Raw genomic sequence first — 23,556 nt, 5'->3', positions numbered from 1 at the left:
CCCTTTTTTCTTCCAGTGGCTCAGCCCCAGTGCGCGTGGCCACCATCCAGCGGAATGGTTGCACCGGTCAGGTAGCGGGCCTGGTCGCTGACCAGGAAGGCCACGGTGCGGCCAATATCGTTCTCGCAATCGCCGACCCGGCCCAGGGGAATGCTGTGAACGAACGCTGCCGCTTCATCCGGGTAGGCGTCCATCCAGCCGCGCAGACCGGGCGACAACGCAAGCGGCGCGATGACATTGACGCGGATACCATCCGGCCCCCATTCACAGGCGGCACCACGGCTGAGCGCGCGAATGGCCTCTTTCGTCGCGGCGTAATGTCCGTAGCCGGAGGCATCCCAGCGGACGGCGGCGGAAGAGGCCAGGTTGACCACTGCGCCGTCGCCCTTCAGATGCGGGTAACAGGCGCGCATCAGGCGCACGGTTGCCATCGGACCAGAGTCGAGTCCCTTGCTGAAGTCCTCGTCTGTGACCTCCAGAATACGGCCCAGCGGAATGATCTGCGCGTTGTTCACCAGGATGTTCAGGCCGCCGAAAGCGTCCACTACCTGGGCGACACAGCGTTCGATATCAGCGGGATCCGTTACGTCGCAGGTCACCGCCAATCCCGTACCTCCGCGCTGCGCGATCTGTGCGCAGGTTTGCTCCAGTGCGGCGATGGTGCGTCCTGCCACTGCGACGCGCGCGCCCTCGGCTGCCAGTGCCAGGGCTATACCCTGGCCGACGCCCTGGCCACCACCGGTCACCAATGCGACCTTGCCTTCCAGCATTTTCATCGGTTGTCTCTCCTGAGAGTCTTCAATGGGGACTGCACAGGGGAACCTCCCACCGATACCAGGAGGTTGCATCGTCCGCAGGGACTAGCGATCGCGTCAGCCGGCGCGAAGTTCGCGAATGCCCTTGCCCAGGCGCTTGCGCAGCAGGGTACGCAGGGTCACGCCGTCGGCGTAGCCCACCAGTCCGGCGACCTGGTCGACGCTGTGCTCACTGGTCTTCAGCAGATGCACGGCGCGTTCGATGCGCAGGTCCTGCACATAGGCCAGGGGCGTTTTGCCCAGCACTTCGTGGATGCGCCGGGCGAGGGTGCGCTTGCTGGTGGCCAGTTCGCCAGCGGCGACGTCGAGGTTGAACCCTTCCGCCAGGCGGTCGCGCACCCAGCGATCGAAGCGCTGCACCAGCGGGTCGGCGTGAGCCAAGTGGTCGGAGAGGGCATAGGCCGATTGCGACGGGCGTGAGTCGACGATCAGGTAGCGCGCCACCAGGGCGGCCAGTTCCGGGCTGGTCTGGCGAATCAGCCAGAGGGTCAGGTCCAGATGGCTCAGCGCGGCGCCGGCGGTGACCCACTGCCCGGAGCTGACGATCATTCGCCCGGCATCGAGTTGCACCTGTGGATAACGTTGCCGGAAAAGCGGCGTCAGCCACCAGGTGGTAGTGGCGTCATGGCCGTCCAGCAAGCCGGTTTCCGCCAGCACGAAGGTGCCGATGCAGGCAGCGGCAATGCGCGCCCCCCCTTCGGCCCAGGCGCGCAGGGCGGCGACCGCATCGGCTACGTCTGGACGCGCCAGGGCCTGTTGCAACGGGTCGGGCATCTTGTAGCCCATGGCCGGAACGATCACCCATTCCGGTACCGGACAGTCCGTCACCAGGCGCACGGGAACGCCGAACCCCAGCGAGCTGTTCACCTGGGGCCGCACGCCCGCCAGGGCCACCTCGAACTGCGGGCAGGGCAGACCATGCAAGGTGGCCAGCTCGTTGGCGGTGGTCAGTGCATCGAGGACGGCGGCCAGACCTGTATCGAAAACCCCTTCAAGGGCGAGGACGGTGATCTTCATGGCGAGATCGCTACCAAAGTTGTCAATCGCGCCAGTATTGCAGAGGCCCGACAGGCCATAAAGTGAGCTCCACCCACCTTGCTGCGGAGACTCATCATGTACCGGAAGACCCTTATCGCCGGTTGGGGCGACATGGACTTCAACTCTCACATGCGCAACACCGCCTACCTCGACAAGTCCGCCGACGTGCGCATGATGTATTTCTCCGATCGCGGCTTCCCCATGTCGGAGTTTCGCCGTCTGCGCCTGGGGCCGGTGGTCATGAAGGACGAGATCGAGTACTTCCGCGAATTCCATCTGCTGGACGAAATGGACATCAGCATGCGCTTGTCCGGCCTGTCCGAGGACGGCAGCCGAATGATGCTGCGCAACGAGTTCTATCGAGGCAGTACGCTGGCGGCGCGGGTCACCTCCACGGCCGGCTGGTTCGACCTGGAGCAACGCAAGCTGGTGGTTCCGCCACCCGCACTGCTGGAGGCGCTTCAGGCCCTGGAAGAGAGCGAGGATTTCCGCGTACTGCCTGGCAGCAACCGCTGAGGAGGAGTGGAAATGAGCATCAGCATCGTTCAGCTGGGAACCGCGCGGGCGGACGGCGAAGGCCTGCGCATCGGCACCGTGCGTAGACCTCCACGGGGGGTACCCAAGGCCGAATTCGCCAGCCGCGACTACTACGACACCTGGTTGCCGCTGCTGGCGCCCAGCGGCGAGTTGATGGCCGAGGGCAAGGCCGCTGAAAGCGATGCCGACTGGGCCCGCTTCGCCAAGCGCTACCGCGCCGAGATGGAGGGCGGGGAAGGGGCGCGGGTGCTTGACCTGCTGTCAGCGCTCTCCCACAGCAGCCACTTTGCGGTGGGCTGCTACTGCGAAAATGAGGCACGTTGCCATCGCTCCGTGCTGCGTCAGTTGCTGGCCGAGCGCGGAGCCTCGATTCGCTGAGTCTGGCGGCGATTTTCGGCGAGCATTTCCCGCTGGCAGTCATTCGACCAAAGGCGCAAAATCGCGCCCCGACGACGGAAGGCGCTGAGTATTTGGCGCCTCCGTTCCTATACTTCGCCGGTATGGGTCCTACTTTTCATCTCTCTCATTTCCTACATTTTCGTTACTGGACGCATCGTGAAAATTCGCAGTTCGATCGCCAAGCTGTTCGTCCTCGGTTCCTGCCTGTTCGTGCTTGCAGGCTCGCCAATTCAAGCCCAGGAGGCGCCTCTGCCGGTTCGCGACCCGGCACAGTTGCACCTGGCTTCCGGCAGCGTGATGCTGCTTGACCTGAATACCGACAAGATTCTGTATTCCCGAAATTCCAATCTGGTTGCCCCCATCGCCTCGGTGACCAAGCTGATGACTGCCATGGTCGTGCTGGATGCAAAGCAGCCGATGGACGAAGTCATCACCGTGACTATCCGCGACAACCCGGACATGAAGGGCGTGTATTCACGGGTGCGTGTGGGCAGCCAGGTGAATCGCCACGACATGCTGCTGATGACCCTGATGTCTTCGGAGAACCGTGCTGCCACTGCCCTGGCCGCGGCCTATCCGGGCGGCTATTCGGCGTTCATCAAGGCGATGAACACCAAGGCCCGTGCCCTCGGTATGAGCAGCACCCGCTATGTCGAACCCACCGGCCTGTCGCTGCACAACGTGTCCAGCGCCCACGATCTGGTGCTGCTGCTCAAGGAAGCGCGCAAGTACCCGATGCTGAGCAAGCTCAGCACTACCCCGGAAAAGACCATCACTTTCGTCAAACCGCGCTACAGCCTGGGTTTCCGTAACACCAACAACCTGGTCCGCAAGCCTGGCTGGAGCATCCAGGTGACCAAGACCGGCTTTACCGATGAGGCTGGCCACTGCCTGGTGATGCTGACCCAGATGAATGGCCGCCCGGTGGCCATGGTGCTGCTGGATGCCTTCGGCAAATACACCCACGTGGCCGATGCCACGCGCATGCGCCGCTGGCTGGAAACCGGCAAGAGCGGCCCGGTGCCGGCGGCGGCGAAGAACTACCGTCAGTACAAGGACAGTCAGATTCGCGAGGCGACGGTGCAGACGGAGGTGAAGAACTGAGGTTCTGCGGGACCATGGAAAAGCCAGCCGTGAGGCTGGCTTTTTCGTTTTGCGCAATCGTTAGGCCAGGGCCTCGCCGGCAGTGACGGTGGCACGCTTGTTCACCGCACGGTGCAGCAGGCTGGAAACAAGGAAGCCGATTACCGCGAGCACGCTCATCAGGCTGAACACGTAGGTGTAGCCCTGTTCGCCCGGGTAGTGGTCGAGCAGTGCACCGTAGATGACGTAGGCGAACATCCCCGGGGCGTAGCCGATCAGGCAGCCGATACCGAAGGCGGACCCGGTGATGCGGGATGGGATACCCACTTCGCTCATCGGGGCCCAGAACACGCCGCGCATGGTGAAGACCACCAGGGCGAAGCTCAGGGTCGCGGCCATACCGGCATAGATGAAGCTCTCGCCACGCGGAATGCTGAGGATCACCGCCATCAGTGGCAGCAGGGCGAGGAAGGCCCACTTCAGGTAGCGGCTCGGACTCTTCAGGCCCTTGTCGGCCAGGAAGCCGCCAGCCGGTCCGCCCAATACCTTGAGGAAGTACTGGTTGATGATGCCGTAGGCACCGACCAGGGCTACCGGCAACTGGTACATGTCCTTCAGGTAGGGGATGAAGTAGGTCAGGCCGCAATAGACGATGTAGACCATGAAGACATTCAGGCTCACCAGCCAGATGCCCGGCACGCGCACCGCCTCCAGCAGACCAGCGAGACCGACGGGGTCACGCGCGGTGTTGTCCTGACGAGCGCCGCGCAACAGGAACAGGGTGAGCAGGCCGACGCTGATGTCGATGACGGAGTAGAACAGGATCGCCGCTTTCAGCCCGGCGGCACCGGAGCCCAGGGCGATGAATACGCCCAAGGCGGCGAACGCCACCAGGGTGTCGACCACGCCGCGGCCACCTTCGAGGAAACCGAACATGCGTCCCTGTTCGCCGTCGTCACCGAGATTGCGAACAGCTTTCAGCAGCGACGGCCAGAACAGGCAGTCGGCACACACCGCCAGCAGCGCGAAGACGATGAGCAGGTGGTTGTAGCCGGGGAAGCTGGCCAGGTACAGGCCCAGGGCGCCGGTGCCGACCAGCCCGAGTGGGATCAGCTTGCGGGTTTCGAAACGGTCGGCGAGGAAGCCGCCTACCACGAACAGGGCGGTGGCGACGATGGCGTTGGCGCTGAGCAGGGTGCCGATCTCGGTGTGGGTCAGCCCCATGTGCTCCTGCATCGGGATATAGAACGCGTCCTTGAGACTGGACAGTTTGTAGATGGTCCCGCCGCCAAGGACGAGGACCAGGAAGCGGAGCCACTTGGCTTTAGCCTGTGCTGTCATTGTTGTTCTCCACAGTTTCCGGGTTACGGGGAGCCGTCGGGACGGCCGGTCAGGTTCGTTCGGCGTCGGCCAGGGTCAGCTCGGCCAGCAGGCGGAGTTCGTTCAGCAGGCCGCGGACATGGCGCACCTGGTTGTTGGCCCAGCGGTGCTCGTCGGCCAGCATTCGCTCCAGGCTGTAGCCCGGCGGCAGCGGCGTTTCGCTCATCTCGCGATAGGGAATGAAGGGGTCGGCGTCTTCGCTGGTCTGACGGAAGGCCGGGGCGATGTAGTGGTTTTCCTGCTCCAGGATGAAGGCCACCACCTGCGGTGCCGATTCACCCAACAGCAGCAGTTCCAGCAGCATGCGCGCGCCGGGCAGCTGGTCCTCGGCGCTGCCCTGGAGCACACCGTAGTGGCCGAAGCCGTTCTGCTCGGGCACCACGCGTACGCCCTTGAGGTGAACCTGGCGGATGAAGGGTGCGAGGTTGGCGAGTGCCGGCAACGGCTGTTCGCACGCGTTGATCATGTTGCCGAAGTCGAACAGGGCATTTAGCCGCGGGTGTCCGACGCGGCGCAGCAGCGTGGCGATCTCGTCGCTCTTGAGTTCCTCGTGCTGCTCGAAATCGAAGTTGAGATCATGTTCGTCGGCCAGTCGTGCCAGGCGCCGCAGGTCGTCCTCGATAAGGTCCATGACCCGCGAAAGGTGACCCTCGTAGCGGGAATAGACACGGATGTTGCGGCTGCCGATGGCGCGGGCCACGGCCACGGCCTGGTCGACATCTTCAGGCAGGGTGCTGCTGATCTCCACGTGGACGTCCAGACCCAAGGTGCGGGCCTTGGCGGCGAAGGCGGCGAGGCGCTCAGACGACATCTGCGAGAGGCTGTTGTGTTCGCCATCCAGCAGGTGCAGGGAGAGCCCATCGAGTTCGTGCCGATAGGCGAAGTCGAGCATGTCTTCGGGGCTGACCCGGCCCTGGGTAAGGTTGGTCAGCAGGGGATAGCCGTGGGCGAACAGGCGCAGGCTGTCGAGGCGCTGCAGCAGACGGCGGGCGAGGTCGGGGGTGAGCGGCGGAGGCTCGGAACCAGCCCCTGCGTTATGGCTCAGCAGGGCGGCGAATCGGGCTTGGATAGCATTCATTATTGTCATTCCTGATAGCGACGCCGGGGTGGCCGGCGATGCCTTTATCGCTCCGGAATGGTGCTATCCCTATAGCCATTTTCCTTTTGTTGTTATGACCACTTTGGTAGCCCGTGTGGCGATGCTCAAACCTTCATCCCGAGGGCGCGCAAGGCGCTGGCGAACTCACGGACGCGCTGCTCCGCCTGCTCCTCCGGGGTGGCGGCGAAACCCAGCAGCAGTCCCGGTGGCAGGTATCGGCGGATGCAGTAGTCGCGCAGGGCGTAGGTGTAGACCTGGTGATCGGCCAGCCCCCGTGCCAGGGCGTCGTCGTCCACCGATTCGTCCAGCCAGCCGATCAGGTGCAGGCCGGCTTCTACCGGGTCCACCCTGAGGAACCCACCCAGGTGGCGCTGCAGTGCCTCCACCAGGCTGGCCTGGCGTGCCTGGTACAGACTGCGCATGCGGCGGATGTGGCCTAGAAAGTGCCCGTCCTGCATGAAGTCGGCGGTGGTGGCCTGATGCAGTGTGGAGGGGCTGCGGTCCATCACCGCGCGGATGGCGCAGAAGGGTTCGACCAGCGCCTCGGGAAGAATCACGTAGCCAAGGCGCAGCGAGGGGTAGAGCACTTTGCTGAAGGTGCCGACGTAGATGACCTTCTGCCATGGGTCCATGGCGTAGAGCGCCGGCAGCGAGCGACCGACGTAGCGGAACTCGCTGTCACAGTCGTCTTCGACTATCCAGCCCTGGCCGCGTCCAGCCCAGTCGATCAGTTCCTGGCGGCGCGCATAGCTCATGGTGGTACCCAGCGGGTGCTGCCGAGAGGGGGTGGTGAAGGCCAGGCGCGCGTCCGGGCATTCGCGCAGTCCCTGCTGCACGTCCAGTCCCTGCTCGTCGATACGCAGGGGCACCAGTTGGCAACCCAGGGCCTGGAAGGCGATACGCGCGGCTATGTGGCCGGGGTCTTCCATCCATACGCTGTCGCTGGGGTTGAGCAGCAGCATGCCCAGCAGGTTGAAGGCCTGCTGGGCACCAGAGGTGATCACGACCTGATCCACGCTGCAGTCGATGCCGCGGGCGTCGAACACGTATTCGACTATTGCTTCGCGCAGGCGCTGCAGCCCCTTCAGTTCGCCGTAGCCCAGTTGCGCCTTGCTCGGCTTACGCAGGTGACGGTCGACCAGGCGCTTCCAGACAGGCATCGGAAAGGCATCGTAGGCCGGGTGGCTGGGCAGGAAGGAGGTCGGGCAATCCGCCGCCCAGGCGTTGTAGGACACTCCGCCAAAGTGCTCGCTGCGCATGGAATGCACCGCCTGGCTCAGGCTCGACAGGCGCGGTGGTTTACGCGGGGCGTCGGCAGCGGCGTCACGGCCCTCCCATTCATCGCTTACGTAGGTGCCGGCTCCGGTGCGCGGTGCCAGGAAGCCTTCGGCGGTGAGCTGGTCGAAGGCATTGAGCAATGTGATGCGCGACAGCGCCAGCTCCTTGCACAGGGTTCGTGTGGAGGGCAGGCGGGTACCACCTGGCAGCCGCCCGGAGAGGATCTGCTTGCGCACTTGCAGGTAGAGCTGACGATAGAGCGGCACCGCGCTGGAACGGTCCAGTTCGATGCCGGAGAGCAACATGCCGCCGGGGGTCTTCATTCGGGTCCTGCCTTCTGCACGGAGTGCGCCGGGCGCCTATTGTGCGCGCCGGTGCTGGCTGCGGGGAGGTATCAAGGGTTGCCGATGAGGCGATGCGCCAGTCGTTGCTGGATCGCCTCGGCCTGTTCGCGGAAGAGTTGCATCGCCGTGTCGACCAGGGTCGAAGCAGGGCGGAACTCGGGGCGGATGAGTTGCACACGGAAGGGCACCGATACGGCGAGGCGGCGCATTTCCAGACCCCGTCCGGCTTCATCGAGGGCGCTCAGCGGGTTGACGATGGCCAGGCCCAGTCCCTGGCGCACCATGGCGCAGACCGAGGCGGCGGTGCTGGTTTCAACGACCAGGCGGCGTTGCACACCGGCGGTGACGAAGTGCGTATCCAGACTCTGGCGATAGATGTCCAGGCCCGAGAGGCTGATGAACGGCTGGTCATGGAAGTCGGCCAGGTCCAGCACCGGCTTCTGTAGCAGACGGTGGCCAGCGGGGAGGATGCATACCATGTCAGCTGCCAGCAGGGTGCTGCCCTGGGTGCCGCGCGGCACCAGTTCGGTTTCCAGGAGGCCGAGGTCGTGGCGCTGGCCGCTCAGGGACTCCTCCAGTAGCGGTGACTCTTGCGCAGCGATGCTCAGGCTGACGCCGGGGTGGCGTTCCTGTAGCGCCTGGGCAAACGCCGGCAGCAGGGTCTGGGCAAACACCGGCAGCCCGGTGATGGCCAACTGGCCCTGGTCGTAGCGCCGAATCGCATGGGCCGCGCCAGCGATGCGTTCCAGGCCGGTGTAGGCACGCTGCACCTCGTCGAACAGCGCCAACCCCTGCGCAGTGGGAGACAGGCGCCCGCCTTCGCGATCGAACAGACGGAAGCCCAGCAGGTGCTCGAAGCGTGCCAGCTCGCGGCTCACGGTGGGCTGGGAGGTGAACAGCAGGCGCGCTGCGCCGGTGACGCTGCCGGCAGTCATCACGGCGCGGAAGATTTCGATATGGCGGAGGGAAAGGTCCATGGGCGGTACCGAGTGGTTTGCATATCAATAATGAATCGAGTTGTGATGAATTGGTATTTTTATGAATCAGTACGGCTTGCGATCATGGCGGCATCTCGATTCCGGAGGCCGCCATGCGCCCGAACATTCCCGCCGCTACCCTCGCCAACCTCGTCCGTGAACACGGCACCCCGCTGTGGTGCTACGACGCGGCTGTGATCCGCGAGCGAATCGCCCAGCTCAAGGGCTTCGATGTGATCCGTTTCGCCCAGAAGGCCTGCTCCAACCTGAGCATCCTGCGCCTGATGCGCGAAGAGGGTGTGCAGGTGGACGCGGTATCCCTCGGCGAAATCGAGCGCGCTCTGCTGGCGGGCTACTCGCCCAAGGGTGAACCGGCGGGCGTGGTGCTGACCTGCGACCTGCTTGACCGTGCCACCCTCAAGCGCGCCGTTGAACTGGGTATCGAGGTCAACGTCGGCTCAATCGACATGCTCACCCAGCTCGGCCAGGCAAGCCCCGGCCATCGCGTGTGGCTGCGCATCAACCCCGGCTTCGGCCATGGCCACAGCCAGAAGACCAATACCGGCGGCGAGAACAGCAAACACGGCATCTGGCACAGCCAGCTGGACGCCGCGATGGCGGTGATCCGTGATTACGGTCTGGTTCTGGTGGGCCTGCACATGCACATCGGCTCCGGTGTGGACTACAGCCACCTGGAAGAGGTTTGCGGGGCAATGGTCGGCGCGGTACGTGACCTGGGTTGCGACCTGGAAGCCATTTCCGCCGGTGGCGGCCTGTCCATTCCCTATCGCCAGGGCGACCCGGTGGTGGACATTCCGCGCTATGTGGAACTGTGGAACCAGGCCCGTCGCGAGATCGAAGGCATCGTCAAGCATCCGGTGCGCCTGGAACTGGAACCGGGTCGCTTCCTGGTAGCCGAGTCCGGCTGTCTGCTCAGCGAAGTGCGCGCGGTGAAGGATGTGGGCAGCAACCACTTCATCCTGGTGGATGCCGGCTTCAACGACCTGATGCGCCCGTCCATGTACGGCAGCTTCCACGACATGAGCCTGATGGATGATGCCGGCAACCCGGTTACCGCCCCGCAGCGCCAGACGGTGGTCGCCGGCCCGCTGTGCGAATCCGGCGACGTCTTCACCCAGCACGACGGTGGCCTGGTGGCGCCGCGCGCCCTGCCGGCGGCCCAGGTTGGCGACCTGCTGCTGATCCACGACACCGGCGCCTATGGCGCGTCGATGTCATCCAACTACAACAGCCGGCCGCTGCTGCCGGAGGTGCTGGTGGATGGCGAGGAAGCCCGCCTGATTCGCCGCCGCCAGCCCCTGGCGGACCTGCTGGCGCTCGAGCAGTTCTGAGTGTTCTGCCCCCCTCTCCCTCCGGGAGAGGGGGGCAGGGTGAGGGTTTTCCCGCCACGCGGAAGTATCCGAGGCAGAATGCGTTGGGCTTCGCTGCGCTCTGCGCCAACCTACGAACCTTCCCGAAGGCGTCTGCAACCTCCACAATGCCGCGCCATGACCTTCGATTCCCCACTCGCCGCCTACCATCACGCCCTCGAGCAGGGTGGTTTCCTGCCTGACCCGGCCCAGCGGCGCGCGGTCGATTGCCTACAGGCCTGTCATGAGGCGCTGCACCACGCCGGCGAGGTAACAGGCGTCTATCTCTGGGGGCCGGTAGGGCGCGGCAAGACCTGGCTGATGGACCGCTTCCACCAGAGCCTCAGGGTCCCGGCACGGCGTCAGCATTTCCATCACTTCATGCGCTGGGTCCATCAGCGGCTGTTCCAGCTCACCGGCACGCCGGACCCGCTGCAAGCGCTGGCCCGTGAGTTGGCGCAAGAGGTGCGGGTGCTGTGCTTCGACGAGCTGTTCGTCAATGACATCGGCGACGCGATGCTGCTTGGCCGCTTGTTGCGGGCGATGTTCGATGAAGGCGTAGCCATGGTCGCCACCTCCAATCAGCCTCCGCAGCAACTCTACGCCGATGGCTTCAACCGCGAGCGTTTCGTGCCGGCCATCGACGCCATCGAGCGGCACATGCAGGTGGTGGCAGTGGACGGCGGTGAGGATCATCGCCTGCACCCGGGTACGGCCCATCAGCGCTACTGGGTGGCCGAGCCGGGCAAGCCCGGTTTCCTCGCCGAAGTCTTCGAACGGCTCGCAGCGGGGCAGGGCAGTTCCAACCAGCCGGTGGAGCTCGGCCATCGCCCGATACCGGTGGTGCGCCAATGCGCGGCGGCGGTCTGGTTCCGCTATGAAGACCTTTGCCAGCAACCGCTGGCGGCCCTGGATTTCATCGCCCTGTGTGACCGCTTCCCGGTGATTCTGCTGGGGGATGTGCCCAACTTGAGTGCGTCTCGTCGCGAAGGGCGTATCGCCCGGGGTACCGAAGATGGTGCGGAACGGGTCGACGCCGGCGACCGCGAATTGCCGCAGTTGTCGGTGCATGACGACGGCGTGCGCCGTTTCATCGCGCTGGTGGACGAGTGCTACGACCGCCGGGTGCCGCTTTACCTCGAGGCGGCCGTGGCCATGGACCGCCTCTACACCGAGGGCTATCTGGAGTTCCCCTTCCGCCGCACCCTGAGCCGGCTGAAGGAGATGCAGTTGGCGCGGTTCTGACGTCCGGTACTACTTGAGCTGATCCTTAACCACTTCCAGGCCTGCGTTGGCGCACTGTTAATCCAGGTGCCCGCCAGGCGCGCCGCCCACGCCCACGGCACCGATCACCTCATCGCCCACTTTCACCGGTACGCCGCCGCTCACTACCAGGAATCCGTCGATCATCGGCAAGTACTGGGCCGCAGGACTCTTCTGCACGTTCTCAAGCATTTCGGTGGTGCTGCGCTTGGTCGAGGCGGCGGTGTAGGCCTTACGCCGGGCAGAGTCGAGGGTGTGCGGGCCCGCCTTGTCCGTGCGGAGGATGGTGCGCACACTGCCGGCGAGGTCCATCACTGCGGCCGTGACGTTGTAGCCCTTGGCGGTGCAGGCCTGCACCGCGGCATTGGCGATGTCGCTGGCGATCTTGAGGGTCATGTTCTTTTCGCTGGCGACTTTGGCATGGGCGCTCAGGCAGGCAGCAAGACCACCAGGGCGAGGTACTGGAGTGATTTCATGGCGGGTTCTCCTGTCGCGGCACGCATGAAACCTTTGCCTTTGGCCGGGAGACAGGGACGGCGAAACGATGTCGTCAGGTAGGCGCTGGCCGAGGGTTACAAGCCTCGCCAGCCTTCTTAACATTTGTTAATGCCGCCTTTGCGGCGGCCCCCAAGAATCGGCGCACAACAACGCGCAGGTCCAGGAGGCCGCCATGTCCAGCCAGATTCCCACCACTGTCTACGAACTATTGCAGGCCTCGGCGGCCGCTCACCCGGAACGAATGGCGCTGACCTTTATCCACAACCTCGGGGAGGAGATGGGCGAGCAGGACCTGAGCTATTGGGCATTCTTTGACCAGCTCAATCGCAGCGCGCGGATGCTGCTGGACCTGGCCGGCACGCGCAGGCCGGTGATCACGCTGCTGCTGCCGAACATACCGCAGAGCCAGTGCCTGCTGTGGGCCGCCGCCAGCGTCGGCATCGCCAACCCGATCAACCCGCTGCTGAGCGAAGAAGCCCTGGCCAGCCTGATGGACAAGGCCGGCACGGATCTGTTGGTGGCGCTCGGTCCGGTGCCGGGCTCGGACCTGTGGCAAAAGGCGCTGGGCGCTTCGTTGCGCTTGTCGAAGCGACCCAGGTGCGTGTCGGTACTGGTACAGGGCGGCGAGTTTTTCTACGACCAGTTGCTCGAACGCTACTCCGGCGCGGCATTGGAGCCGGCACTGCTGCCTCGGCCAGACGACATTGCCGCCTACTTCCATACCGGCGGTACCACGGGGGTGCCCAAGCTCGCCCGGCAGACCCATGCGAACCAGGTAGCCGCCGCTTGCGCCTATCGCGCCTGCATGGAGGCCGGCCCTGAGGATGTGGCGCTGAACGGTTTGCCGATCTTCCACGTAGCCGGTGCCCTCGTGAATAGCCTGGGCGGCCTGGCCAGCGGGTTGCGCATGTTGCTGCCGACACTGGGCGGCTTCCGCAATCCGGAGGTGATCCGCCAACACTGGCGTCTGGTGGAGCATTACGGCATCACCATCAGTGGCGGCATTCCCACCTCGGTGGCGGCAATGCTGGAAGTCCCGATCGACGGGCACGACATCAGCAGTCTGCGTTTCATGCTTTCCGGCGGCGCACCGGTACCGGCGGCCCTGTGCGAGAAGGTGAAGGCACAGACAGGGCTGGAGCTGTACCAGGCCTATGGCATGACGGAATGCAGCGGCGTGATCGCGTTGCCCAATCTGAGTCGTCCGGCGATTCCGGGCAGTGCCGGGCATGTGGCGGCGCCAATCGAAGTGCGGATCGACGGCGGGGAAATCTGCGTGCGCGGCCCCACGGTTTTTCCCGGCTACCTGGGGCAGGACCGGTCGCCACTGGAGGGAGGCTGGTTGCGCAGTGGCGATCTGGGGCACCTGGACGAAAACGGCAATCTGTTCATCACCGGGCGTGCCAAGGACCTGATCATCCGCAGCGGCCACAATATCGATCCGGCGCTGATCGAGAACTGCCTGGAAAGCCACCCGGCAGTCTCCATGGCTGCTGCCGTGGGCATGCCCGACGAGTACGCCGGCGAGCTGCCGGTGGTGTTCGTGCAGCTGCGCCAGGGTCAGGCGGCCAGCCTCGACGAACTGCAGCGGTTCGCCTTCGAGCACATCGCTGAACGTCCGGCCTGCCCGAAACGGATATTCCTGGTGGATGCCCTGCCGGTGACGGTGGTGGGGAAGATCTACAAGCAGAAGCTGCGGGAGCTGGCGGCAGCCAGCGTTTATCGCGATCGGGTTGGCAGCGCCTGCCCGACCCTGGGTTGCGAGGTAACCCAGGGCGCCGATGGCAGCCTGTGGATAAGTCTGGCGGATGTACCTGCTGGGCAGCGTGAGTTCTGCGTTCAGCGGGCCGAAGCGCTGGGACTGCGAGTGCGCGAGTCGCTCAGCCCGCCCGTTTGCGCTTGACCCGTGAGAAGGACACCGGGTCCATCCCCAGGTAGCTGGCCAACTGGTACTGCGGCACCCGGTCCAGCAGCCAGGGCTCGTTATCCAGCAGCCACTGGTAGCGCTGCTCGCCATTGCGAGTGAGCAGCAGTGCCTCGCGGTCCTCGTTGCGCAGCATGATCTGCCGGGTTACCAGGTCTTGCATCTGCTGCAGCTGCGGGAAGCGCTTGCCGTACTGGTCGAGTATCGCCAGGGGCAGGCTCGCCAGCCGGCACCTTTCCACCGCGGCAATGCTGTAAGTGCAGGGTTGCTGCTTGAGGTGGGCGCTGAGAGAGCCAATCAACTGGCCTTCGCGGAAGAAGGTCTTGTTCCATTGGCGGCCTTCCGGGGACAGGTAGTAGTAGCGCGCCACGCCGGAGAGGATCACGTAGAAGTGCGTGGGACGCTCGCCTGCGCGGATGATCGGTTGATCATGGTCGTAGTCGCGCAGCTTGAGCACCTGCAACAGGCACTCCTGCAGCGCCGGGTCGGCCATGCCGTGGGCGTGGAAGATGTCCTGCAACTGGAGCTGGATGTCGGCGGGGATCATGGGGGGCTGGCCTGGAGGTACTGAACTCATCTAAGCACAGGCGGGCGCTCGGCTCCCAATCCGCAATTGCCCGTCGCCTCCGTGTGCCTGACACTAGACTCCTTTTTTCAGCCCCAACCAAGAAGGAACTCTCCCGTGTCCCCACGCGAACAAGACAGCTGGGCCCAGATTTGCCTGGCCGCCGGACTCGATCCGGAAAAGCGCCTGGCTGCCCGCGAGGCCGTGCTAAGTCATGCCGATGCCCTGGATTGCTCACTCTATCGTCCCGACGAGAACGACCTGGACGCGGAAGAAGAAGATCTGGGCGATGCGCGCATTCTCTTTACCGGTGCATTCAAGGCTCCGGCTGAATGGAGCGCGCAGGACCGCGAGGATTACTTCGGCGATATCGATCCCGCCTCGTTCGTCACGGCGCTGATCGAATGCCAGGCCGATCCGTCGACGCGTGATTTCTTCCTCGCCGATGCCGGGGACTTCGTCGCGGTGGTCGCCGCTTCCGGCGAGGTACAGATGTTCTACCTCTACGACTGCAACGAAGACGAAGAAGGCATGCACTGTGTGCTGGTGCGTGAGGACGAGGAAGACTGATCTGCCGTCCGGCTCATCGCGAATCTATTCGCTCCCACTAACGGAGATCGCCTTCAGCGCAGGTTCACGTGCCGGCTGATCAGTGCCCGTAGCGCGGCCGGCTTCACCGGCTTGGCCAGATAGTCCAGGCCGGCGGCGTGGACTTCGGCCACCAGCTCGGCGCGGCCGTCGGCGCTGATCACCACGCCGGGCAACGGTTCACCCAGGCGGGTCCGCAACCAGGCCATGAGTTCGGTGCCGGTCTCGCCTTCATCGAGGTGGTAGTCCACCAGCGCCAGTTGCGGCCGCACTTCCTCGGCCAGCAGGTGTTCGCATTCCAGGCGGTTGCGCGCCGTCCACACCTGGCAGCCCCAGCGTGACAGCAGGCTGTGCATGCCAGTGAGGATGCTGTCCTCGTTGTCGATGCACAGTACCTGGGTGCCGTTGAGCGTCTGGCCGTTGGCTTCGGCCAGTTTCTGCACCACAGGCGAGGGTTGCTGAACGCGCGCCAGCGGCACGGTGACGCTGAACACGCTGCCCTTGCCCGGCCAGGAGCGCACTTCCAGCTTGTGGTCGAGCACGCGGCAGAGGCCGTCGGCGATGGCGAGGCCCAGCCCCAGGCCTTTCTCGGCGCGGGTCTGATGGCTGTCCAGGCGCTTGAACTCCTCGAATATCACCTTGCGCTTGTCTTCCGGGATACCGGGGCCACGGTCCCAGACCTCCAGGCGCAGATTGTCGCCGTCGCGCCGGGCACCCAGCAGGACGCGTCCCTTGGCGTAGCGGAAGGCGTTGGTCAGGAAGTTCTGCAGGATTCGGCGCAGCAGTTTCATGTCGCTTTCCACGCGCAGCTTGCTGCCGCGCAGGCGGAAGTCCATGTGCTGCTCCTGGGCCAGCACCTTGAACTCGGCGCCGAGGGTGTCGAACAGCGAAGCCAGCGGGAAAGCGGTACGGTCGGGAGTGACTCGGCCGCTCTCCAGGCGCGAGATGTCCAGCAGGTCGGTGATCAGGTCCTCGGCCGAGCGCAGCGAGCTGTCCAGGTGGTTGACCAGTTCGCGGGCCTCGCGGGGCAGGACCTCCTGCTGGTGGCCAAGGGCGGCGGAGAACAGTCGCGCGGCGTTGAGCGGTTGCATCAGGTCGTGACTGACGGCGGCGAGGAAGCGGGTCTTGGACTGGTTGGCCGCTTCCGCCGTGCCTTTGGCCTCGATCAGCGCGTGGTTGAGTTGGGAGAGTTCCAGGGTCCGTTCGGTGACCCGTCGTTCCAGCCCTTCGTTGGCATCCTTGAGGTCCTGTTCGGCCTGGCGATAGGCGGTGATGTCGGTGAAGCTCATGACGAAGCCGCCACCGGGCATGGGGTTGCCGATCAGTTCAATGACCCGGCCATTGGGGAACAGGCGCTCCGAGGTGTGCGGCCTGCCCTGGCGCATCCAGAACAAGCGGCGAGCGACATGGGATTCCACCTCGCCGGGCCCGCAGAGTCCACGTTCGGCGTTGTAGCGGATGATGTCGGCGATGGGGCGGCCGACGCTGATCAGGCCTTCGGGATAGTCGAACAGCTCCAGATAGCGGCGGTTCCAGGCCACCAGTCGCAGCGACTGGTCGACGACGCTGATGCCCTGGGTGATGTTCTCGATGGCGCCTTGAAGCAGGGCTCGGTTGAACTGCAGCACCTCGGAAGCCTCGTCGGCGATGCGCACAACGTCCTCCACCTGCATCTCGCGGCCTTCGATGGCCGCCTTCACCACGGCCCGCGCCGACGAGGCGCCGAGTACGCCGGCGAGCAGGCGTTCGGTGTGGGTGATCCAATCCTGGTTGGCGTTCTGCGCCGGGTTGAAGCTGATGCCCAGGCGATAGGCGAAACGGATGAAGCTCTGCCGCGCGCGCTCTTCACCGACGAAGCGCGAGGCGAGCATCAGCAGGTCGTCCACCTGGACCGCCAGCAGGGTGCGGGAACTGGCTCGTGCGGAAACCTGCTGGCCGACGAAGCGGCTGGCCTGCCAGTGCTCGGACACGCGGGTGCGGGAGAACACCGACACCCAGGCGAAGAGGATCCAGTTGCCCGCCAGCGAGATCACCACGCCCTGGGTCAGGGGTTCGATGGGCAGGTTCAGGGGGTTTTCCATCATCCAGGAGAGGCCGGGGAAGTTTTCCAGCGGCCAGCCGAGGCCGCGAGCCATAACCGGCAATACCAGGGTGTAGGCCCAGAGGGCAGCGCCGGCAGCGAGGCCGGCGAACACGCCACGGCGGTTGGCCTGCTTCCAGAACAGCGCGCCGATCATGGCCGGGCCGAGCTGGGCGATGGAGGCAAAGGCGATCTGGCCGATGGTCGCCAGGCTCGCGGTGGAGCCCAGCAGGCGGTAGCTGACGTAACCCAGCAGGATGATCACCACGATGCTCACCCGGCGTACCGAGAGCATCCAGTGGCGGAACACTTCGAACGGGCGTTCGGCGTTCTGCCGGCGCAGCAGCCATGGCAGCAGCATGTCGTTGGAAACCATGGTGGACAGGGCCACGGCTTCGACGATCACCATGCCGGTGGCGGCCGACGCACCACCGATGAAGGCCAGCAGCGCCAGGGCCGGGTGCGCCTCGGCCAGCGGCAGGCTGATGACGAAGGAGTCCGGGATCACACCGCTGGGCAGCAGCATCTGCCCGGCCAGGGCGATGGGCACCACGAACAGCGCCGCCAGGGCCAGGTAGATGGGGAACACCCAGCGTGCCTGGCGGAGGTCACGCGGTTCGATGTTCTCCACCACCGTCACGTGGAATTGCCGGGGCAGGCAGATGATCGCGAGCATCGCGACGCCGGTCTGCACCAGCAGCGAGGACCAGTCCATGGATTGCGACCAGTAGTGCTCCAGCTGCGGAGCGCTGCGGGCACGGGTGAACAGGTCGTCGAAACCGTCGAACAGGCCGAAGGTGACGTAGGCGCCCACTGCGAGGAAGGCCAGCAACTTGACCAGGGACTCGAAGGCGATCGCCAGCACCATGCCGCGGTGGTGTTCAGTCGCGTCCAGGTTGCGGGTGCCGAAGAGGATGGTGAACAGGGCGAGCACCAGCGACACGATGAGCGCTGTGTCCTGGGCGCGGGTGCCAGAGGATTCGGCACTTGGGCCGATCAGCAGGTTCACCCCGAGGACGATGCCCTTCAGCTGCAGGGCGATGTAGGGCAGCACGCTGACCAGGCAGATCAGAGCCACCACTACCGCCAGGGCCTGGGATTTGCCATAGCGCGCGGCGATGAAGTCGGCGATGGAAGTGATGTTCTCCTGCTTGCTGATGATCACCATCTTCTGCACCACCCAGGGCGCCAACAGCAGCAGCAGGATGGGGCCCAGGTAGATGGGCAGGAAGTTCCAGACCTGACCGGCGGCCTGGCCGACAGCGCCAAAGAAGGTCCAGCTGGTGCAGTACACCGCCAGGGACAGGCTGTAGACCCAGGCGCGCATGCGCGGCGACAGGGGTGTGCTGCGTCGGTCGCCATAGAAGGCGATGGCGAAGAGGATGGCCATGTAGAGGAAGGCGACCGTGGCGATCAGCCCGCTGGACAGCGACATTGCAGCTCCGGATGGTGCGGTGGCGGGGCATGCCCGCGAGATTTCGACTTCCAGCAGTTTCGCACCAAAGTCGGCAATTCGTCAGGCCGCTGCTACCAAGGTCGCAGGCGCTATTGAGCCCCCGCACCGGGGCTGCTAGCGTGCTCCATTGCCCGCGCAGTTTTGTTTGTCTCGCGTGGGAACCTGCACGGCACTTCCGCTTGGCGCGACGTTCTCATCCGGCAGGGTTCTTTCGCCTGAGGAGGGCGCAGATGTTCAATCCACAACCGGTCATCCTGCAGCGCGGCGCCTTGCGCCTCGAACCGCTGGCAGAGGCCGACATCCCGGCGCTGGTTACCCTGGCTGAGGCCAACCGCGAAGCCCTGGCCTACATGAACGGCCCCCTGCGACCCGACTGGTATCGCCACGCCCTGGCCGACCAGCGGGAAGGGCGGGCGGTGGTCTTCGCCATTCGCCTGGGTGACAACCTGGTAGGCACCACGCGTTTCTCCGATTTCATGCCCAACCTGCCGGCCGCCGAGATTGGCTGGACCTGGCTCGCCGCCGGTGAGCACGGCAGTGGCCTGAATGCCTCGATCAAGTATCTGATGCTGCGCCATGCATTCGAGGAGTGGCAAGTGGTGCGGGTGCAACTGAAAACCGCCGCCAGCAACCTGCGCTCCCAGCGCGCCATCGAAAAGCTCGGCGCCCAGCGCGAGGGCGTGCTGCGCAACCATCGTCGCCTGGCTGACGGCCGCCTTGACGACAGCGTGCTCTACAGCATCACCGACCACGACTGGCCGGGCGTGAAGCAACGGCTGGAGGCGCTGTTCAGCGCATAACCTTGGGCGAGCATAGGGAAGACGCGCATTTCTGGCAGGCGGGCCATCTGGATGGCCTGGAGCTGCTGTCTGCTCGCTACATCGAACATCGCTTCGCCCCCCATGTACACGACGGCTATGTGATCGCCGTGGTGGAGGCAGGGGCCGAGCGCTATCGCTATCGCGGCGTCGATCACCTGGCCGGTGCCGGCAGCCTGGCGCTGATCAACCCGGATGAGGTGCACACCGGTTCCAAGGGACACGACGACGGTTGGCGCTACCGGGTGTTCTATCCGGATATCGCGTTGGTACGCAGCGCCCTGGAGGAGCTCGAGCTTCCTCTGGCTGGCATGCCGGCCTTTATCGGCAGCGTTCATCACGATCCCGACCTGGTCCAGATGTTCACCCATCTGCATCGGCTGCTGGAGGCAAATGCCAGTGCCCTGCAACAGCAGACTGCCTGGCGCGAGGCCCTGTTGTCGCTGTTCCGTCGTCATTCCAGGCTGCCCGAGCCCGGCGCCCCGGGCCGTGAGCCTCTGGCTGTGCTGCGTGCCAAGGAACTGCTGCGTGAACGCCTGGCCGAGCCGCCGTCCCTCGAGGAACTGGCCACTGCCGTGAAGCTCTCGCCATTCCATTTCGCTCGTACCTTCCGCCGCGCCACCGGCATGCCGCCCCACGCCTGGCTCAAGCAGCAGCGCCTGGATCAGGCCCGTGCCCTGCTCAAGGCCGGTTGCGCGCCAGCCGGTGTGGCGGCACAGCTGGGGTTCGCCGATCAGAGCCATCTGACCCGCCAGTTCAAGCAGGCTTATGGCGTTGGGCCGGGCGAATATCGCAACGCGTGCGCAAGATCGTTCAAGACGCACTGATGGCCTGACGCTAGCCTTTCGGGACAAGGAGGCCACATGTCCCGTATCACTGAGTTCATCCACGGCGCCCGCGACATCGTTCCGATGATCGTTGGCGCGATTCCGTTCGGCATCATTTTCGGCACCCTGGCCGCGGGCGCCGGCTTGTCCGCCTGGCAGACCATCGGCATGTCGCTGCTGGTGTTCGCCGGCTCGTCCCAGTTCATCGCCATCACCCTGCTCAGCGGGGGCGCCGGGATGGCCGTGGTGCTGCTGACCACCTTCGTGGTCAACCTGCGCCACGCCCTGTACAGCGCAACCCTGCAGCCGTACGTGCGCCACCTGCCGACGCGCTGGCGCATGCCTCTGGCGTTCTGGTTGACGGACGAGGCCTTCGCGGTGGTCCAGCATCGTTATGCCGAGAAGGACGACTCGCCGCACAAGCACTGGTACTTCTTCGGCGGGGCCCTGGCCATGTACCTGAACTGGCAGCTCTGCACCCTGGTGGGCGTGCTGTTTGGCCAGGCGGTGCCCAACCTGGCGGCATGGGGCCTCGATTTCGCCATGCTCGCCACATTCATCGGCATCGTCGTGCCCATGCTGCGCAACAAGCCGCAGGTGGCTGCCGCGCTCGTGGCCGGCGCCGTGGCGCTGATCTGTCATGGCCTGCCCTACAAGCTGGGCCTGATGGCGGCTGCCTTGAGCGGCATCGTCGTCGGGGTGGTGCTGGAACGTCGTTATCGCCTCGACCTGCTGGGGGAGGGTATCTCATGCAAACCTGGAGCCTGATCTTCGGCATGGCGGTCATCACCTTCGCCATCCGCTACAGCCTGTTCGCCTGGCCGAACCTCAGTTTCCCGCCGGTGGTGCGCCAGGGCCTGCACTACGTGCCGACCGCTGTGCTCACCGCCATCGTCGTGCCGGGAATGCTGATGCCCGACGGCCAGCACTTTCACTTGGCGCTGGACAACGCCTACCTGCTGGCCGGGCTTGGTGCAATCCTGATTGCTGCCCTGAGCCGCCACCTGCTGGCGACCATCCTTGGTGGGTTGGTGCTGTTCTTCCTGCTGCGCTGGGTGCTGGGGCAACTGCCGATGTAGGGGCGATCTTAATCGCCAAGCGGACAGCAGGTTCGCCCTTTGACTTTGCAGGGGGCAGCCTCGCCGCCCTTGGCGAATGAATTCGCCCCTACACAGACGGTCTTTTGCGAATTCGCACAAACAACCTTCTGGCCAATGTGGCTTTCCGCCATAGTCCTGCAGTCCAATCAGCGACGTGCGAATTCATGCGCACGGGGCCGTATCCCTGCTAATGACCAGGTACCAAGGAAGATGAGCCAACACTCGCAATTTGCCCTGCTGGGCACACGGCGATTCCTGCCGTTCTTCGTGACTCAGTTGCTCGGCGCGTTCAACGACAACATCTTCAAGCAGTCGCTGATTCTCGCCATCCTCTACAAACTCGCCATTTCCGGCGACAAGAGTGTTTTCACCAACCTCTGCGCGCTGCTGTTCATCCTGCCGTTCTTCCTGTTTTCCGCACTGGGCGGACAGTTCGGCGAGAAGTTCGCCAAGGACGCGCTGATCCGCGCCATCAAGCTGGCCGAGGTCGCCATCATGGCGGTGGGGGCCCTGGGCTTCTTCTTCGACAGTCTGCCGCTGCTGTTCCTGGCGCTATTCGCCATGGGCACCCACTCGGCGCTGTTCGGCCCGGTGAAGTACTCGATCCTGCCGCAGGTGCTGCGTGAGGACGAACTGGTAGGGGGCAACGCCCTGGTGGAGATGGGCACCTTCCTGGCCATTCTCGCGGGCACCATTAGTGCCGGCCTCATGATGTCCGTCGAGCGCTACGAGCCGATCGTGGCCTGCGCCATCGTGCTCACTGCCAGTCTCGGCTACCTGGCCAGTCGCGGCATTCCACGCGCAGCGGCAGCGCTGCCGGGGCTCGCGCTCGACTGGAACATCTTCCGCCAGTCCTGGCAGATCATGCGCCTGGGGCTTGGTCAGCGCCCTTCGGTATCGCGCTCTCTGGTGGGTAACTCCTGGTTCTGGTTCCTCGGGGCCGTCTACCTGACGCAGATCCCGGCCTATTCCAAGGAGCTGCTGCACGGCGACGAAAGCGTGGTGACACTGATCCTCACGGTGTTCTCGGTGGGGATTGCATTGGGCTCGATGCTTTGCGAGCGCCTCTCGGGCGGCAAGGTGGAAATCGGCCTGGTGCCCTTCGGTTCCATTGGCCTGACCCTGTTCGGCCTGTTGCTCTGGTGGCATTCCGGTGAGTTCCCGCAAGGTGCGACGCCGCACGACTGGCTGGCGCTGCTCGGTCATGGCCAGTCCTGGCTGATCCTTGCCGACATCCTCGGCATCGGGCTGTTCGGCGGTTTCTACATCGTGCCGCTCTACGCGCTGATCCAGTCGCGCACGGCGGAGAACGAGCGCGCGCGGGTGATCGCCGCGAACAACATTCTCAACGCGCTGTTCATGGTGGTCTCGGCCATCGCCTCGATCCTTTTCCTCAGCGTCGCCGGGCTGTCGATCCCCGAACTGTTCCTGGTGGTGTCGCTGATGAACATCGCGGTGAACAGCTACATCTTCAAGATCGTCCCCGAGTTCACGATGCGCTTCCTGGTCTGGCTGCTTGGCCATTCCATGTATCGCGTAGAACACAAAGGCCTTGAGGCGATTCCCGAGGAAGGGCCGGCGGTGCTGGTGTGCAACCACGTGTCCTTCGTCGATGCGTTGCTGATTGGCGGCGCGGTGCGGCGCCCGGTGCGCTTCGTCATGTACTACAAGATCTACCAGCTTCCGGTGCTGAACTTCATCTTCCGCACCGCCGGTACCGTGCCGATCGCGGCGCGCCACGAGGATCTGCTGGTCTACGATGCGGCCTTCAAGAAGATCGCCGAGTATCTGCGCAATGGTGAGGTGGTATGCATCTTCCCCGAGGGCAAGCTGACCGGCGACGGCGAACTGAACGAGTTCAAGAACGGCATCGAACGTATCCTCGAGGAGAACCCGGTGCCGGTAATCCCGATGGCGCTGCAGGGGCTTTGGGGCAGCTTCTTCAGCCGTGATCCGTCCAAAGGACTCTTCAAGCGCTTCTGGTCACGCATACGCCTGGTGGCGGGGGCTCCGGTATCGCCTGAGTTGGCCGACAGGCAGAGCCTGCAGTTGCAGGTGGCCGAACTGCGAGGCGATGCCCGCTGAATGAAAAAGCCCGCCGAATGGCGGGCTTTTCC

General features: G+C 64.7%; 21 protein-coding genes. 12 read left to right on the top strand and 9 right to left on the bottom strand.

Features of this window, described 5'->3' with window-relative positions; all coding sequences use genetic code 11:
• Nucleotides 1-20: 20 nt before the first annotated feature.
• Both E8E75_RS15845 and E8E75_RS15840 read right to left on the bottom strand, forming a co-directional pair.
• The gene (locus E8E75_RS15845) at nucleotides 21-776 is read right to left on the bottom strand and encodes an SDR family oxidoreductase (protein WP_348530019.1); all 756 of its coding nucleotides are present in this window, start codon (nucleotides 774-776) and stop codon (nucleotides 21-23) included.
• A 96-nt stretch (nucleotides 777-872) separates the two neighbouring features.
• Nucleotides 873-1,832, bottom strand: coding sequence for a helix-turn-helix domain-containing protein (locus E8E75_RS15840; protein ID WP_153918910.1), 960 nt, complete (start codon nucleotides 1,830-1,832; stop codon nucleotides 873-875).
• 96 nt (nucleotides 1,833-1,928) lie between these two features.
• Here E8E75_RS15840 and E8E75_RS15835 point away from each other — a divergent pair, with 96 nt between their 5' ends.
• From E8E75_RS15835 to pbpG, 3 genes are all read left to right on the top strand, one after another.
• Nucleotides 1,929-2,369, top strand: coding sequence for a thioesterase family protein (locus E8E75_RS15835; RefSeq protein ID WP_120652682.1), 441 nt, complete (start codon nucleotides 1,929-1,931; stop codon nucleotides 2,367-2,369).
• A 12-nt stretch (nucleotides 2,370-2,381) separates the two neighbouring features.
• On the top strand, nucleotides 2,382-2,768 hold the full coding sequence (locus E8E75_RS15830; RefSeq protein ID WP_153918907.1) for a DUF488 family protein: 387 nt from the start codon (nucleotides 2,382-2,384) through the stop codon (nucleotides 2,766-2,768).
• Nucleotides 2,769-2,945: 177 nt separating this feature from the next.
• Nucleotides 2,946-3,893, top strand: coding sequence for a D-alanyl-D-alanine endopeptidase (gene pbpG / locus E8E75_RS15825; protein ID WP_280359404.1), 948 nt, complete (start codon nucleotides 2,946-2,948; stop codon nucleotides 3,891-3,893).
• A 60-nt stretch (nucleotides 3,894-3,953) separates the two neighbouring features.
• Here pbpG and E8E75_RS15820 read toward each other — a convergent pair whose 3' ends face one another.
• From E8E75_RS15820 to E8E75_RS15805, 4 genes are all read right to left on the bottom strand, one after another.
• Nucleotides 3,954-5,213 carry an MFS transporter gene (locus tag E8E75_RS15820; RefSeq protein ID WP_120652680.1) on the bottom strand — a complete coding sequence of 420 codons (1,260 nt, stop codon included), beginning with the start codon at nucleotides 5,211-5,213 and terminating at the stop codon, nucleotides 3,954-3,956.
• A 49-nt stretch (nucleotides 5,214-5,262) separates the two neighbouring features.
• Nucleotides 5,263-6,333: a TIM barrel protein gene (locus E8E75_RS15815; RefSeq protein WP_280359454.1), complete on the bottom strand. Its 1,071-nt coding sequence runs from the start codon at nucleotides 6,331-6,333 to the stop codon at nucleotides 5,263-5,265.
• 122 nt (nucleotides 6,334-6,455) lie between these two features.
• Nucleotides 6,456-7,952 (bottom strand): PLP-dependent aminotransferase family protein, encoded by a 1,497-nt coding sequence (locus E8E75_RS15810; protein ID WP_120652679.1) that lies wholly within the window; start codon nucleotides 7,950-7,952, stop codon nucleotides 6,456-6,458.
• Nucleotides 7,953-8,023: 71 nt separating this feature from the next.
• Entirely contained in the window at nucleotides 8,024-8,950 is a 927-nt protein-coding gene (locus E8E75_RS15805) for a LysR family transcriptional regulator (protein WP_153918901.1), read from the bottom strand.
• Nucleotides 8,951-9,063: 113 nt separating this feature from the next.
• Between E8E75_RS15805 and lysA the strand changes: the two genes are divergently transcribed.
• Nucleotides 9,064-10,302 (top strand): diaminopimelate decarboxylase, encoded by a 1,239-nt coding sequence (gene lysA, locus E8E75_RS15800; protein WP_280359401.1) that lies wholly within the window; start codon nucleotides 9,064-9,066, stop codon nucleotides 10,300-10,302.
• Between the two features lie 156 nt (nucleotides 10,303-10,458).
• Nucleotides 10,459-11,565 (top strand): cell division protein ZapE, encoded by a 1,107-nt coding sequence (gene zapE, locus E8E75_RS15795; protein ID WP_120652676.1) that lies wholly within the window; start codon nucleotides 10,459-10,461, stop codon nucleotides 11,563-11,565.
• Between the two features lie 57 nt (nucleotides 11,566-11,622).
• Here zapE and E8E75_RS15790 read toward each other — a convergent pair whose 3' ends face one another.
• On the bottom strand, nucleotides 11,623-11,979 hold the full coding sequence (locus E8E75_RS15790) for a heme-binding protein (RefSeq protein WP_256672946.1): 357 nt from the start codon (nucleotides 11,977-11,979) through the stop codon (nucleotides 11,623-11,625).
• A 274-nt stretch (nucleotides 11,980-12,253) separates the two neighbouring features.
• Here E8E75_RS15790 and E8E75_RS15785 point away from each other — a divergent pair, with 274 nt between their 5' ends.
• Entirely contained in the window at nucleotides 12,254-13,984 is a 1,731-nt protein-coding gene (locus E8E75_RS15785; RefSeq protein ID WP_153918892.1) for an AMP-binding protein, read from the top strand.
• On the opposite strand, the gene E8E75_RS15780 is transcribed toward E8E75_RS15785, so the two are convergent.
• Complete coding sequence (locus tag E8E75_RS15780) at nucleotides 13,962-14,552, bottom strand: Crp/Fnr family transcriptional regulator (protein ID WP_153918889.1); 591 nt, start codon at nucleotides 14,550-14,552, stop codon at nucleotides 13,962-13,964. The two genes, E8E75_RS15785 and E8E75_RS15780, sit on opposite strands and share 23 nt — an antisense overlap.
• 168 nt (nucleotides 14,553-14,720) lie before the next feature.
• On the opposite strand from E8E75_RS15780, the gene E8E75_RS15775 reads away from it, so the two are divergent.
• On the top strand, nucleotides 14,721-15,140 hold the full coding sequence (locus E8E75_RS15775; protein ID WP_280359453.1) for a hypothetical protein: 420 nt from the start codon (nucleotides 14,721-14,723) through the stop codon (nucleotides 15,138-15,140).
• 53 nt (nucleotides 15,141-15,193) lie between these two features.
• Here E8E75_RS15775 and E8E75_RS15770 read toward each other — a convergent pair whose 3' ends face one another.
• The gene (locus E8E75_RS15770; protein ID WP_153918886.1) at nucleotides 15,194-18,673 is read right to left on the bottom strand and encodes a PAS domain-containing hybrid sensor histidine kinase/response regulator; all 3,480 of its coding nucleotides are present in this window, start codon (nucleotides 18,671-18,673) and stop codon (nucleotides 15,194-15,196) included.
• Between the two features lie 251 nt (nucleotides 18,674-18,924).
• Here E8E75_RS15770 and E8E75_RS15765 point away from each other — a divergent pair, with 251 nt between their 5' ends.
• The 5 genes from E8E75_RS15765 (at nucleotide 18,925) to E8E75_RS15745 (ending at nucleotide 23,524) form a co-directional block, all read left to right on the top strand.
• Nucleotides 18,925-19,494 (top strand): GNAT family protein, encoded by a 570-nt coding sequence (locus tag E8E75_RS15765; protein WP_120652671.1) that lies wholly within the window; start codon nucleotides 18,925-18,927, stop codon nucleotides 19,492-19,494.
• Nucleotides 19,495-19,496: 2 nt separating this feature from the next.
• Entirely contained in the window at nucleotides 19,497-20,339 is an 843-nt protein-coding gene (locus E8E75_RS15760) for an AraC family transcriptional regulator (RefSeq protein ID WP_120652670.1), read from the top strand.
• 36 nt (nucleotides 20,340-20,375) lie between these two features.
• Complete coding sequence (locus E8E75_RS15755) at nucleotides 20,376-21,107, top strand: AzlC family ABC transporter permease (RefSeq protein ID WP_120652669.1); 732 nt, start codon at nucleotides 20,376-20,378, stop codon at nucleotides 21,105-21,107.
• Nucleotides 21,089-21,418, top strand: a complete 330-nt coding sequence (locus E8E75_RS15750; RefSeq protein WP_153918884.1) for an AzlD domain-containing protein — start codon at nucleotides 21,089-21,091, stop codon at nucleotides 21,416-21,418. Before E8E75_RS15755 ends, E8E75_RS15750 begins: the two co-directional genes overlap by 19 nt.
• A 231-nt stretch (nucleotides 21,419-21,649) precedes the next feature.
• Entirely contained in the window at nucleotides 21,650-23,524 is a 1,875-nt protein-coding gene (locus tag E8E75_RS15745; RefSeq protein ID WP_153918880.1) for an MFS transporter, read from the top strand.
• Nucleotides 23,525-23,556: the final 32 nt, after the last annotated feature.

This window comes from Pseudomonas sp. BN606 (assembly GCF_029873115.1).
In the GTDB taxonomy this organism is placed as follows: domain Bacteria; phylum Pseudomonadota; class Gammaproteobacteria; order Pseudomonadales; family Pseudomonadaceae; genus Metapseudomonas.
Note: the sequence above shows the minus strand (reverse complement) of the source record. Positions and strands in the feature narration are given on the sequence as shown.